8 protein-coding genes are annotated in these 13,020 nt (G+C 75.3%); 3 read left to right on the top strand and 5 right to left on the bottom strand.

Features of this window, described 5'->3' with window-relative positions:
* The first annotated feature begins 223 nt into the window (after positions 1 to 223).
* Together ACIRQY_RS17515 and ACIRQY_RS17510 are read left to right on the top strand one after the other, a co-directional pair.
* Positions 224 to 1,453, top strand: coding sequence for an exonuclease SbcCD subunit D (locus tag ACIRQY_RS17515; RefSeq protein WP_403926376.1), 1,230 nt, complete (start codon positions 224 to 226; stop codon positions 1,451 to 1,453).
* Positions 1,450 to 4,512 carry an AAA family ATPase gene (locus tag ACIRQY_RS17510; RefSeq protein WP_403926373.1) on the top strand — a complete coding sequence of 1,021 codons (3,063 nt, stop codon included), beginning with the start codon at positions 1,450 to 1,452 and terminating at the stop codon, positions 4,510 to 4,512. Before ACIRQY_RS17515 ends, ACIRQY_RS17510 begins: the two co-directional genes overlap by 4 nt.
* Positions 4,513 to 4,639: 127 nt before the next feature.
* Here the strand turns inward: ACIRQY_RS17510 and ACIRQY_RS17505 are convergent, their stop codons facing one another.
* From ACIRQY_RS17505 to ACIRQY_RS17495, 3 genes are read right to left on the bottom strand one after another with little or no spacing between them, the layout of a single operon-like run.
* Positions 4,640 to 5,125, bottom strand: a complete 486-nt coding sequence (locus ACIRQY_RS17505; protein WP_351783998.1) for an Lrp/AsnC family transcriptional regulator — start codon at positions 5,123 to 5,125, stop codon at positions 4,640 to 4,642.
* A 32-nt stretch (positions 5,126 to 5,157) separates the two neighbouring features.
* The gene (locus ACIRQY_RS17500) at positions 5,158 to 6,870 is read right to left on the bottom strand and encodes a DUF885 domain-containing protein (protein WP_403926370.1); all 1,713 of its coding nucleotides are present in this window, start codon (positions 6,868 to 6,870) and stop codon (positions 5,158 to 5,160) included.
* Positions 6,871 to 6,910: 40 nt separating this feature from the next.
* Positions 6,911 to 7,408, bottom strand: coding sequence for an Lrp/AsnC family transcriptional regulator (locus ACIRQY_RS17495; RefSeq protein WP_351783608.1), 498 nt, complete (start codon positions 7,406 to 7,408; stop codon positions 6,911 to 6,913).
* A 59-nt stretch (positions 7,409 to 7,467) separates the two neighbouring features.
* Between ACIRQY_RS17495 and ACIRQY_RS17490 the strand changes: the two genes are divergently transcribed.
* Complete coding sequence (locus ACIRQY_RS17490; RefSeq protein WP_351783610.1) at positions 7,468 to 8,688, top strand: aminotransferase class I/II-fold pyridoxal phosphate-dependent enzyme; 1,221 nt, start codon at positions 7,468 to 7,470, stop codon at positions 8,686 to 8,688.
* Here the strand turns inward: ACIRQY_RS17490 and ACIRQY_RS17485 are convergent.
* Both ACIRQY_RS17485 and ACIRQY_RS17480 read right to left on the bottom strand, forming a co-directional pair.
* A complete protein-coding gene (locus ACIRQY_RS17485; RefSeq protein WP_403926367.1) occupies positions 8,606 to 10,054 on the bottom strand; it encodes a GNAT family N-acetyltransferase in 1,449 nt (482 codons plus the stop codon). The genes ACIRQY_RS17490 and ACIRQY_RS17485 overlap by 83 nt on opposite strands.
* 88 nt (positions 10,055 to 10,142) lie before the next feature.
* Positions 10,143 to 12,932: a DUF6493 family protein gene (locus ACIRQY_RS17480; protein WP_403926364.1), complete on the bottom strand. Its 2,790-nt coding sequence runs from the start codon at positions 12,930 to 12,932 to the stop codon at positions 10,143 to 10,145.
* Positions 12,933 to 13,020 lie beyond the last annotated feature (88 nt).

Here is a 13,020-nt window from a genome sequence, read left to right as displayed (position 1 = left end):
ACCGGACCCCGGCTGAAGCCGAGACCGGGGCCGGGCCGGATCCCGGGGCCGAACCCCGGTCGCGACCGGGACCGCGCCGGGACCCGCCACCGGAGCGAGATCCGTCCCCACGACCACCCTGGGCATGAGGCCCCGGTCACACCCCCCGGCGGGATAGCGTGGAGGGCACACACGACCGGAACCGGCGGCGAGGAGCGGCACACATGCGGGGGACGACGGCACCGTGAGGCTCCTGCACACCTCCGACTGGCACCTCGGCCGGTCCTTCCACCGCGTCGGGCTTCTCGAAGCCCAGGCCGCGTTCCTCGACCACCTCGTGGCCACCGTCCACGAGCACCGGGTGGACGCCGTCCTCGTCGCCGGGGACGTCTACGACCGGGCCGTGCCCCCGCTGCCCGCCGTCGCACTCTTCGACACCGCCCTGCACCGCCTCGCCGAGGCCGGGGTGCCCACCGTCATGATCTCCGGCAACCACGACTCGGCCCGCCGCCTCGGCGTCGGCGCCGGACTCATCGACAGGGCCGGCATCCACCTGCGCACCGATCCGGCGGCCGTGGGCACCCCCGTCGTCCTTGCCGACGGACACGGCGACGTCGCCCTCTACGGCCTGCCCTACCTCGAACCCGCCCTCGTCAGGGAACGGCTCGGCGCGGAGAAGGCCGGACACGAGGCCGTGCTCGCCGCCGCGATGGACCGGGTCCGCGCCGACCTCGCGACCCGGCCTGCCGGGACCCGCTCCGTCGTCCTCGCCCACGCCTTCGTCGCGGGCGGCGAGCCCAGCGACAGCGAACGGGACATCACCGTCGGCGGCGTCGCGGCCGTCCCCGCCGGAATCTTCGACGGCGTCGACTACGTCGCCCTCGGCCACCTGCACGGCAGCCAGACCGTCACCCCGCGCGTCCGCTACTCCGGCTCCCCGCTCGCCTACTCCTTCTCCGAGGCCGACCACCGCAAGACCATGTGGCTGGTGGACCTCGGCCCCGCCGCCGCGCCCGCCCCTGAAGACTCCGCGCCCGCCGCGCCCGCCGCGCCCGACGCCTCCGGCGGGGCGATCGTCTCCGCCGTACGCCTCGACTGCCCCGTCCCGCGCGCCCTCGCCCGGATCAGGGGACGGCTCGACGCACTCCTCGACGACCCCGCGCTCACCCGCCACGAGACGTCCTGGGTCGAAGCCACCCTCACCGACCCCGTCCGCCCCGCCGAACCCATGGCCCGGCTCACCGAGCGCTTCCCGCACGCCCTGCACCTCGTCTTCGACCCCGAGCGCACCGCCGACGACCCCGCCACCTCCTACGGCGCCCGCCTCCGGGACCGCACCGACCAGCAGATCGCGGAGGACTTCGTGGCCCATGTGCGCGGCGGCGCCGCCCTCGACGGCGCCGAGCGGACGGTCCTGTACGGCGCCTTCGACGACGTACGGACCGGCACGGCCGAGCGGGAGGGGGACCGGTGAGGCTGCACCGTCTGGAGATCACCGCGTTCGGCCCCTTCGGCAGCAGGCAGACCGTCGACTTCGACGCCCTGTCGTCCGCCGGTCTCTTCCTCCTCCACGGACCGACCGGCGCGGGCAAGACCTCCGTCCTCGACGCGGTCTGCTTCGCCCTCTACGGAAGCGTGCCCGGCGCCCGCCAGACCCCCGGCGCCTCCCTGCGCAGCGACCACGCGCCCGTCGGCACCACCACCGAGGTCGTCCTCGAACTGACCGTGGGCGACCGGCGCCTGGAGATCACCCGGCGCCCCGCCCAGCAGCGCCCCAAGAAGCGCGGCGGCGGCTTCACCACGGAGAAGGCCCAGACCTGGCTGCGCGAGTACGACCCCGCCACGCGCGCGTGGCAGGGCCTCAGCCGTTCCCACCAGGAGACCGGCGAGGAGATCACCCAGCTCGTCGGCATGAGCCGCGAGCAGTTCTGCCAGGTCGTCCTGCTGCCCCAGGGCGACTTCGCGCGGTTCCTGCGCGCCGACGCCGAGGCCCGCGGCAGACTCCTCGGCCGTCTCTTCGACACCCGCCGCTTCGCCGCCGTCGAGGAACGCCTCGCCGAACTGCGCCGTCACGCCCAGCGGCAGGTCGAGGAGGGCGACGAACGCCTCCTCGCCCTCACCCACCGCATGGGCCAGGCGGCCGTCGGCCTCGGTGCCGCCCGCACCCCCGTGGACGGGCGGCCCGGCGAACCAGGACTCGCCGACGCCGTCCTCACCTGGGCCGCCGTCGCCCGCACCGAGGCCCGCGAGACCCTGGACATCGCCCGCGTACGGCTCGAAGCCGCCGAAGCCCGGCAGACCTCGGCGCGTACCGCGCTCGACACCGAGAACGACCTCGCCGTCCGCCAGGAACGGCACGCCGACGCGCTCCGGCGCGAGGAGCGCCTCGCCGCGCACGCCCCGGAGCGCGACCGGCTCCGGACCGCCCTCGACCGGGCCCTCAAGGCGGACCGGGTGGCCCCCGCGCTCGCCCTGCGCCAGGACGCCGAACGCGCCGACACCACCGCCCGCGCCGCCCGTACCCGCTCCCGTTCCCTCCTGCCGCCCGACCTCGCCGACGCCGGGGCCGAACAGCTCACCGCCCTCGAACACCGGCTGCGCGGGGAACTCGGCGGGCTCGCGGCGGCCCGCCGCGCCGAGCACCGGGCCGCCGTGATCGCCGAGGAACGCGCCGTCCTCACCCGGGAGGCCCGCGCCGACGAAGCCGTCCTCCGCGACACGGCCGACTGGCTCGCCGACTGGGAGGCGCGCCGCACCGCGCTCACCGGCCACGTCGAGGAGACACGGGACGCCGCCGCCCGCGCCGAGCACCTCGCCGGGCGCCTGGAACCCGCCCGCCGCAGACTCGCCGCCGCCCGCCGCCGCGACGCCCTCGCCGAGGACGCCGAAGCGGCCGGGGCCCGTCTCGCGGACGCCCGCGAACACCGCAACACCGCCCACGAGAACTGGCTCGACGTCAAGTCCCGCCGTCTGGAGGGCATCGCCGCCGAACTCGCGGTCACCCTCGCCGCCGGCGAGCCCTGCCAGGTGTGCGGCTCCACCGCGCACCCCGCGCCCGCCCGCACCACCGCCGGCCATGTCGACCGCGCCACCGAGGAAGCCGCCTACGCGGCCTACGCCCGCGCCGACGAACTCCGTACCGCCGCCGAGAACGAACGTGCCGTCGTCCGCGAGTCCTGGTCCGCCGCCCGCGCGGAGGCCCTCGCGGACGGCCCGCCCGGCGCGGCGGACTCCACCACCGACCCGGCCGAAGGCCCCTCGGTCGCCGAACTCGACGCTGAGGTAGAGGAACTGATGCGTCGTCACCACGAGGCGCACGCGCTCGCCGCCCGGAGCCACAGCGCGCGGGAGGCCCTGGCGGGGGCCGAGCGGGAGCACGAGGGCCGGGCCTCGGCGCAGCGGGAGGCCGAGCGCCGGGTGGCCGCGCGGACCTCACGGCGCGAGACCCTGGACGCCGAGGCCACCGCCCTGGAGGAGGAGATCGCCCTGGGCCGGGGCACGTTCGCCCGGGTCGCCGAACACGCCGCCCTCCTGGAGCGGCGCATCGAACTCCTCGCCGACGCCACCGGGACCGTCCGCGCCGCCGAACTCGCTGCCGAGCGGCTCAAGGAGGCCGACGGCAGCCTCGCGGACGCCGCCTACCGGGCGGGCTTCACCACTCCGGCCGAGGCCGCCGCCGCCCTGCTGCCCGACGGCGAACGCCGGGACCACCAGCACCGCCTGGACGCCTGGCGGGCCGAGGCGGTCCTCGTCGAGGACCGGCTCACCGAGCCCGGCGCCGCGGCCGCCGCCGGGCTCCCCCCGGCCGACCCGGCGGGCGCCGCCGCCGCCGACACTGCCGCCGCACGCGCGCTCCGCGACGCCTCCTCCGTGCTGACCGCCGCCCGCGACCGGGCCACCGGACTCGCCGCCCTCTCCCGGCAGGCCATGGCCGAGGTCCGCCGTCTGGGGCCGCTGCGCGAGGAGTACGACCGGGTCGCCCGGCTCGCCGCCCTCACGGCGGGCACCTCCGCCGAGAACGAACGCCGGATGCGCCTGGAGTCGTACGTGCTGGCCGCCCGCCTCGAACAGGTCGCCGCCGCCGCCAGCGCCCGCCTCCAGCGGATGTCCGCGGGCCGTTACGTCCTCGTCCACTCCGACGCCCGCTCCGGCGGCCGCAGGGCCGGACTCGGCCTGCACGTCGTCGACGCCTGGACCGGCATCGAACGCGACACCGCGACCCTCTCCGGCGGCGAGACCTTCTTCGCCTCGCTGGCCCTCGCGCTCGGCCTCGCGGATGTCGTCAGCGACGAGGCGGGCGGGGTCCGGCTCGACACCCTCTTCATCGACGAGGGCTTCGGAAGCCTCGACGAACAGACCCTCGACGAGGTCCTCGATGTCCTCGACTCGCTGCGCGAGCGGGACCGCAGCGTCGGCATCGTCAGCCATGTCGCCGACCTGCGCCGCCGCGTTCCGGCCCAGCTGGAGCTCGTCAAGGCCAGGAAGGGCTCCGAGGTACGGCTGCGGACCGGCGCCGAGGCACTCGGCGGCTGAGCCCGGCCACGGACACGGCCCCACCGGGCCCCGCACGCCGGACACCGGGCACGTCCCTGTCGGGCCCGGCCCCACCGGGCCCGGCCCCGCCGTCACGGCGGCCCCGCCCTCCGGGACCGGGCCGCCGTCAGCGGCCGATGGGGCGCCGGGCCAGCGGCGAGGAGTAGACGACGCTGGTCGTCACCGAGCCGAGCGCGCCGATCTTCCCGGTGATCTCCTCCAGGTGCCGCATCGAGCGCGCGGTGACCTTGAGCACGAAACAGTCGTCACCGGTGACGTGGTGCGCCTCCAGGACCTCCGGCGTCGTGTCGAGCAGATCGTGGAACGGCTTGTAGTTGCCGTTCGGGTAACGGAGCCGTACGAAGGCCAGGACGGAGAGCCCGAGCCGCTCCTGGTCGACGACCGCCGTGTACCCGGTGATCACCCCGGTCTCCTCCAGGCGCCGGACCCGCTCGGTCACCGCCGACGGTGACATCGCCACCGTACGGGCGAGTTCGGCGAAGGTGGCGCGGCCCTCGGACTGGAGGGCTTCGAGGATGCGCCAGTCGGTGGCGTCGGGAACGTATGCGGTGCTCACGAGGCAGGGATAGCAGGGGATTCCCCGGCCGATCAAGTCGACCACCGGGGAATCCCCAGGGTCGTGCCTCAGAGCCGGGAGAGCTCCTCGACCAGGTCGTCCAGACCCAGCGGCCCCTGCGAGAGCGCCGCCATGTGCCAGGCCTTCGCGTCGAACGCCCCGCCGTGCGCCGCCCGCGCGTTGGCCCGGCCGAGCAGCCAGGCCCGCTCGCCCAGCTTGTAGCCGATGGCCTGCCCCGGCATCGACAGATAGCGGGTCATCTCGCTCTCCACGAACGACGCCGGACGGCTGCTGTGCCGCTGGAAGAACTCCTGCGCCAGCTCCGGGGTCCACCGCTCGCCCGGGTGGAACGGCGAGTCCGCCGGGATCTCCAGGCCCAGGTGCATCCCGATGTCCACGATCACCCGGCAGGCGCGCATCATCTGGCCGTCGAGGTAGCCCAGCCGCCGCTCCGCGTCGGGCAGGAAGCCGAGCTCGTCCATCAGCCGCTCCGCGTAGAGCGCCCAGCCCTCCATGTTCGCGCTGACCTTGCCGATCGTCGCCTGGTAGCGGGAGAGACGGTCGGCGACGTGCACCCACTGCGCGATCTGGAGGTGATGGCCCGGCACCCCCTCGTGGTACCAGGTCGACACCAGGTCGTACACCGGGAAGCGGGTGGCTCCGTCCACCGGCAGCCAGGTCCGTCCCGGCCGGGCGAAGTCCTCCGAGGGACCGGTGTAGTACGGCGCCGCCGCACCGCCCGGCGGGGCGATCCGCGACTCCACCCGCCGCACCCGGTCGGCCAGTTCGAAGTGGGTGCCGTCGAGCGCCTCGACCGCCTCGTCCATCAGCTCCTGGAGCCAGACCCGTACCTCCTCCACGCCCTCGATGTGCGTGCCGTGCTCGTCGAGATGGGCCAGCGCCTCCCAGGGACCGGCCCCCGGCAGGATGCGCTCGGCCTCGGTCCGCATCTCTCCGAGCAGCCGGTGGTACTCGGTCCAGCCGTACGCGTACGCCTGGTCGAGGTCCAGGTCGGTGCCGTTGAAGTAGCGGGTCCAGCGCTGGTAGCGCTCACGGCCCACCGTGTCCGGGGCACCGGCCACGGCGGGGGCGTACACGTCCCGCATCCAGTCCCGCAGCGCGAGCACCGCCTCGGTGGCGCCCCGGCCCGCCTTCGTCAGCTCCGCGCGCAGGTCGTCGGAGAGCGAGTCGGGACCCCCGGCGGCGAACTCCTCGAACCAGCCGGGCGCCCCGGAGTCCGCGCCCGCCCACTCGGTGAGCTGGCCGACGAACGTGGCCGTCGGCCGGGGACCGCCGAACAGCTTCCGCTCCAGCCCCAGGGCGAGCGAGGCGCGGTACCCCTCAAGGGCGGCGGGAACGGCCCGCAGCCGGGAGGCGACCGCCGTCCAGTCGTCCTCGGTCTCCGTCGCCATCACGGTGAAGACGATCCGCACGCTGTGCGCCGGGGACCGCATGTTGCTGACCGCGCAGAGATTCTCCTCGGCCTCGTGCACGGCGAGTTCCGCCGTCAGGCGCTCCCGCAGCAGCCGGGCGCAGCGGCGCTCCGCCTCGCTGTCCGCGCCCGGCGCGCGCTCCGCCTCGTCGAGCCGGGCGAGGGTGTGCCGGGCGAGGTCGGCCACCGCGCGCTGACCGGCGGGGGAGAAGTCGGGCAGCTGCCCTGCGCTCTCCGCGACTCCCAGATACGTACCGGTGATCGGGTCGAGGGCGATGAGTGCGTCGACGTGGTTGTCGGCGACCTGGCGGGGCAGGGGGTGGGGGGAAGTCTCTGGCATGGGGGCCATCCTGACGCCTTCCGCGGGCCCGCGTCACCCTCGTCCGGGCTCAGTCGGCTGACATGGAGGGGGCCGAAGAAGGCGGCAGGAGCGGCCCGCACTCCCACTGCTGGAAGATCAGCCGGGTCTCCACGCGCGCCACCTCCCGGCGCGAGGTGAATTCGTCGAGCACGAGTCGTTGCAGGTCGGAAGGGTCCGCCACCGCCACGTGCACCAGGTAGTCGTCGGGTCCCGTCAGATGGAACAGGGACCGGGACTCCGGCAGCGCCCGGATCCGGTCGACGAACGGAGCGATCAGTTCCCGCCGATGGGGGCGGACCTGGACGAGCAGCAGCGCCTCAAGCCCCCGGCCGAGTTTGGCCGGATCCAGTCGCAGCCGGTGCCCGAGCACCACACCCGTGCGCCGCAACCGGGCCACCCGGTCCAGGCAGGTCGAAGGAGCCACCCCGACCTCTGCGGCGAGCTCGCGGTAGGTGGTCCGGGCGTCGTTCTGCAGGAGGCGAAGAATGTGCAGATCAACCGTGTCCAGTACGACAGAATCGGCCATCTGCCGAACGTAGCACGGGACTTCCGTACTACTTTCCGGTATTCGTTCACAGTTCCGCCATGGACGCCATGGACTACGGCACCTCGGCCACCCCGAGGGCCCTCGCCACCGAAGCCGTGCACGCCGGCCGCGAAGACCTCGCCCGGCTCGGGCTGCACGCACCGCCGCTCGACCTGTCCACCACCTACCCCTCGTACGACGCGCGGGCGGAGGCCGCCCGGATCGACGAGTTCGCCACCACCGGCGCCCGGCTCGACGGCCCGCCCGTCTACGCCCGGCTCGACAACCCCACCGTCGCCCGCTTCGAGGAGGCCCTCGCCCGGCTGGAGGGAACGGAGGCCGCCGTCGCCTTCGCCAGCGGCATGGCCGCCCTCACCGCCGTGCTGCTCGCCCGCGCGAGCCAGGGCCTGCGGCACGTCGTCGCGGTCCGGCCCCTCTACGGGTGCAGCGACCACCTCCTCGACGCCGGACTGCTCGGCACCGAGGTGACCTGGACCGACCCGGCGGGCATCGCGGCGGCGATCCGGCCCGACACCGGCCTCGTCATGGTCGAGTCGCCCGCCAACCCCACCCTCGCCGAGGCCGACATCCGCGCCCTCGCGCACTCCTGCGGCTCGGTGCCCCTGCTGGTCGACAACACCTTCGCCACCCCGGTGCTCCAGCGCCCGGCCGGGCTGGGCGCCCGGATCGTGCTGCACAGCGCCACCAAGTACCTCGGCGGGCACGGCGACGTCATGGGCGGGGTCGTCGCCTGCGACGAGGAGTTCGCCCGGACCCTGCGCCAGGTCCGCTTCGCCACCGGCGGGGTGCTGCACCCGCTCGCCGGATACCTGCTGCTGCGCGGTCTGTCGACCCTGCCGGTACGGGTCCGGGCGGCGTCCGCGACGGCGGCGGAGCTCGTACGGCGGCTCACCACCGATCCCCGGGTCGAGCGGGTCCACTACCCCAGGATCGGCGGCGCGATGATCGCCTTCGAGGTGTACGGGGACCCGTACGACGTGATCTCCGGCGTCCGGCTGATCACCCCGGCGGTCAGCCTCGGCAGCGTCGACACCCTCATCCAGCACCCGGCCTCCATCAGCCACCGGATCGTGGCCGAGGGAGACCGGCGCTCGGCGGGCGTCAGCGACCGGCTGCTCCGGATGTCGGTCGGCCTGGAGGACGTCGACGACCTGTGGCGCGACCTGAGCCGGGCGCTCAGCGCTCCGCCCGCCGGGCCCCTTCCGGACGCTGTTCCCGCTTCGGCCGGGCTGACGGCTTCGGGGCCAGCCGGGCGGTGATCACCAGCGTGCCCTCCTCGATCTGGTAGTCCAGGGGCAGGCCGAGGGCGCGCATCGCGGCCACCATCCCGGTGTTGGACGCCCGGGTGACGGCGTAGACGCTCGCGCAGCCGGCCTCCTCGGCCATCGCCACCAGACGGCCGAGGAGTTCGGCTCCGACGCCGCGCCGCTGCCAGTCGTCCTCCACCAGGAGCGCCACCTCCGTCTCGTCGCCGTCCCACAGCAGGTGCCCGAGGGCGACGAGACGGCCGGAGGCGGTCTGCGCGGCGAGGGTACGGCCGAAGCGGGGGCTGAGCAGGTGGTCGAGATAGCGGTCGGCGTCGCCGACCGGGCCGTGGTAGCGCCGGTCGAGGGTGCCGGGCGAGCAGCGGTCGTGCATGGCGCGCGCGGCCGGGAGGTCGCGCCGGTCGGCCCGGCGGACGGTGATCTCGTTGCCCTCGGGGAGGGTCAGGACGTCCCGGCCGTGCGGGACGCGGGGGCCGAGCCGGGCGTCGAGTTCCACGAGGGCCCGCGCACGGGCGAACTCGGTGGGGGTGAAGGGCAGGTACGGCCGCTCCACGACGAGCGTGCCGCCGTGCGGGTCGCGCAGTCGCATCACCGTCTCCTCCAGGACCCCTTCCACCGGGACGGGCTCACCCGTGGAGCGGCCGGTCAGCGAGACGGCGGGCACGGAGTGGAGGGTGCAGCGCCCGAGGAGCCGCCGCAGCGCCAGCGGCAGTTCGGCGGCGTCGAGCGCGGTACGGGTCGCCAGCTCCAGGACCCGGGTGGGGGTGTCGACCAGGTCGTGGGCGTCGGCCCGCTCGGTCCAGGTGTCCCGGCCGCCGGCCGCCGCCGTCTCCCGGGCGAGGGTCCGGGCGGAGAGGCCCGCGGGGCCGCGCAGCAGGAACTCGTCGACCGTGCCGTCGGCCAGTGGATGCGTCTGGAGGGTCAGGATGTCGACGCGCAGCCCGGCGAGGGCCGTGCACAGCGCGGCCAGGCTGCCCGGCGTGTCGGCGACGGTCGTCCGCATCCGCCACAGCACGGTCCCGGCGGACTCCCCGGACCCGGCCGTGGCGTCCGGTGCCTCCGCGGAGCCGTCCGCCGGATCCGAGGACGGGCCGGTGGCGGAGTGCCCGCCGGGGTGACCGGCGGGCGGGGCATGACTCGGGTGCCCGTGCCGCCGCGCCCACCAGGTGTGGAACGCGGCGGTGGCGACCAGCGCGATCGCCGAGAACACCAGGAGGTAGCGGCCGTCGGGGCCCTTGGCGATGGTCTTGGCGATGGTGTCGGCCACCACCACGGCGGTGAACAGGGCGGCCAGCTCGATCAGGTCGTGCCGCCAGTGGTGCGGGCGGCGGGTGCTCTTCGAGGACGTCACATCGGTCATGACCTCACTGTGACCCAGCGGTGTTGCGTGATCACGAACGCTCTGTGACTGACGGGTTAAGCGCTGCTCTAGCAGGATAAAGAGCGATTCAGACCGTTTCTGTCGAGGTCTGATCGGCCCCCTGGCGGAGCGCGCCCAGCAGCCGTCTGGCCTGCACGACGAACTGCGACGCGCCCCGCCCCGAGGCGACCGCATCGAGACCGGCCACCTCGCCGACCGCACCGCACCGCTCCACGCAGTCCGCCGCGACCGCGAGCACCTCGCCGAGCCCCCGCACCGGCCGCACCGCGCCCAGCAGTTCCGGCAGGACCGTGGAGAGCACCGCCCACACCGTCCCGTACGCCCCCGTCGCCGCCGCCGTCCGCAGCGCGTCCGCCAGCCGGTTCGGCTTCACGGAACCCTCCGCGACCAGCCACGACAGCTCGGCCCCCAGCGCCCCCGCGTCCAGATCGCCCCGCGCCGCGAGGACCAGGAGCGCGTCCACCGCCCGCAGCCGGTCGTCCGCGTCCAGAAAACCGAGGCCCAGCGCCAGGGCGAGCGCCACCGCCCGCCCCACCGGCCCGTCCGCCTCCGCCAGCGCCGTCAGCGGCTCCGTCGCCCCCTCCTGGTCCGACTCCATCCCGTTGGCCAGACTCGGCAGCACGGCGGCGGCGAGGGTCTCACGGTCCATCGGCAGCACCCCGGTCCAGTGCGTCCGGTCCGTGATCCAGTGACGGCAGCGGCGCGGGGTCGCGTACAGCTCCCCGCCCAGCCACCGGAACGCCGCGGGGAACTCCTTCCGGACCGTTCGCTGCTCGGCCACTTCCACCACGATCCGGTCGGTCAGCCAGTACTTGTCGGAGGTCCGGCCGCCGTCCCGGCGGAAGAACCGCACCCGCGCGTCCACCGGCTCCGCCGTCCCCAGCCAGGCGGCGAGCCGCGACCCCGCCGCCGTACGGAGCGCCGCCGCCTCCTCCGCCGCCCGCGCGGCCGGAGCGCCGGTCCGCCCGACCCGCAACAGCGCCTGCGCGAAGTCCGCCGGGGCGGGCTCCACCCCCGCGTCCCGGTACTCCCGCAGCCGCTCCACGAGCACCAGGGGCTCGACCTGCCCGGAACCGAGCGTCGGCGAGGCGAGGAGGAACGGCAGCGCGTCCGTGCCGACCAGATCGGCCGCCTCCCAGAGCCGCGCGTCCGTCACCCCGGTCAGCGCCTCGTGGAAACAGTCCGACCTCTGCCGCCCCGCCGCCCGGCCCTTGGCGATCCGGGACTCCGACACCAAGCCCAGCAGCCCCGCCAGCACCACCCGCACGTCCCGCGTCGAGTGGGCGAAGTAGTGCTCGTACTTCCACGACCCCGTCGGGAACGCCTCCCGCACCGCCTCCTCGACCGCCGCCCTGTCCCGGTGCGCGAGCCGCACCAGACCGTCCAGCGCCCGCTCGAACCGCTCCGCGTCCCGGTCCAGCCCCTTCACGAGCAGTTCCTCGACCAGCTCCTCGACCGTCGAGGGCGGCGCGGCCACCGGCTCGGGTGCCGGTACCGGCGGCAGGATCTCCTCGTACGGACCCCCCGCGCCCTCGTCGGAGACCTCCCCGAACAGGGCGACGGCCGCCTCCCGGTGCACCGGGCTCAGCAGCCCCGCCCGCTCGGCCAGCTCGGACCGCACGGCCGCGTCCACCGCGCCCACATGACGGGCCACCAGCTTCAGCGCCCGCTCCTGGATCACGGTGTCCTCGTGCCCGAACGCCTCCGCGAGCGCCGGGAGCAGCTCGCCCGCCGCGCCCGGCTCCCGCGCCAGCGCCTTCCCCACCAGCGTCAGCTGGGACCGTACGAGCTTCTTCTCGGTGCGGAACAGCACTCCGCCCGTCATCTCGGCCAGCACCCCGGCCGACAGCGCCCCCTCGGCGGCGAGCCCGGCCAGCACCTCCTGCGCGTACCCCGCGACCGGCCCAGGGCCGTCGGAGGCCATCGCGACCCAGTCCGCGACCCGCTCCCGCCGCTCGGCCGCGTCCGGTGCCACGATCCGCAGCAGCTCCGTCGCGCACCGCAGGTTCCGGGGGCGTCCGCCGCGCAGCAGCCGGGACACCGCCAGGTCCACGACCCGGGCCCGGTCGAGCACGCCCTCCGCGACGAGCACCGAGAGCGCGGTCGGCCAGTGCGCCGGATCGTCCGGCCCGCCCGACCAGGCCAGCGGCTCGGGCGTCTCCGGCATCGCCAGCGCGTGCGCCACGAGGACCGGGGTGTGCGGATCCGCCCGGAGCCGCTCCAGGAGCTGCTTGCCGGTCAGGGACCGCGTCCAGCCGAGGACATAGCCGTCGGTCGCGGGCACCGCGCACCCGGAACGCTCCACCAGGGCGTGGATCAGGCCGTAGCAGCTCTCGGCGACGGCCGGACGCGCCGCGAGCCGTCCCGCCACGTCCGCCAGCCACTCCGCGTCCCGCCCCTCCAGCACCTTCAGGACCAGGAAGCCGTCCTCCCGGCGCCAGCTCAGCAGATCGCGCCCGCCGAGCCAGGTCGCGGCCGCCGCCGCCCCCGGGTGGCAGCCCGCCCCGGCCACATGGAGGGCCCGCCGGATGCGGGAGGCCTCGTCCCACCGCCGCCACTCCCAGGAACGGACCTCGGAGCGCAGCGCCTTCAGCCGGGTCAGCGCGGTCCTGCGCGCCGCCGCGTCCAGCGGTGCGAGGAGCGCCGGAACCTCCTTGGCCCGGCCCGCGCGCACCGCGTCGAGCAGCACGTCGACCGCCGTCGCCCCACCCGGGCCCTCCGCGTCCCGGGCACCGTCCGCCCCCGCCACGACGTCCCCGTCCACGTCCATACCGCTCACGGTCACCCCGTCCACCCCGTCACCCGTCATGCCGTTCCCCACCTCGATCGCCCCGGTCATTCCGGTCGGCGCAGCCACCCCGGTCACCTCTGTCGTTCCAGCCGTCCCTGTCACCCCAGCAGCCCCTTTCGCCAAGGCGAGCCCGACCACCCCAGCTGCCCCGACC

Origin of the sequence: Streptomyces sp. NPDC101490 (genome assembly GCF_044767145.1) — a bacterium.
Taxonomy (GTDB): Bacteria; Actinomycetota; Actinomycetes; order Streptomycetales; family Streptomycetaceae; genus Streptomyces.
Note: the sequence above shows the minus strand (reverse complement) of the source record. Positions and strands in the feature narration are given on the sequence as shown.

Bases quoted from the DNA above. Each gene is read 5' to 3' on its own strand.
- ACIRQY_RS17485 (WP_403926367.1), bottom strand. From the start codon at position 10,054: ATGACCGATGTGACGTCCTCGAAGAGCACCCGCCGCCCGCACCACTGG.
- ACIRQY_RS17500 (WP_403926370.1), bottom strand. From the start codon at position 6,870: ATGGCCCCCATGCCAGAGACTTCCCCCCACCCCCTGCCCCGCCAGGTC.
- ACIRQY_RS17495 (WP_351783608.1), bottom strand. From the start codon at position 7,408: ATGGCCGATTCTGTCGTACTGGACACGGTTGATCTGCACATTCTTCGC.
- ACIRQY_RS17490 (WP_351783610.1), top strand. From the start codon at position 7,468: ATGGACGCCATGGACTACGGCACCTCGGCCACCCCGAGGGCCCTCGCC.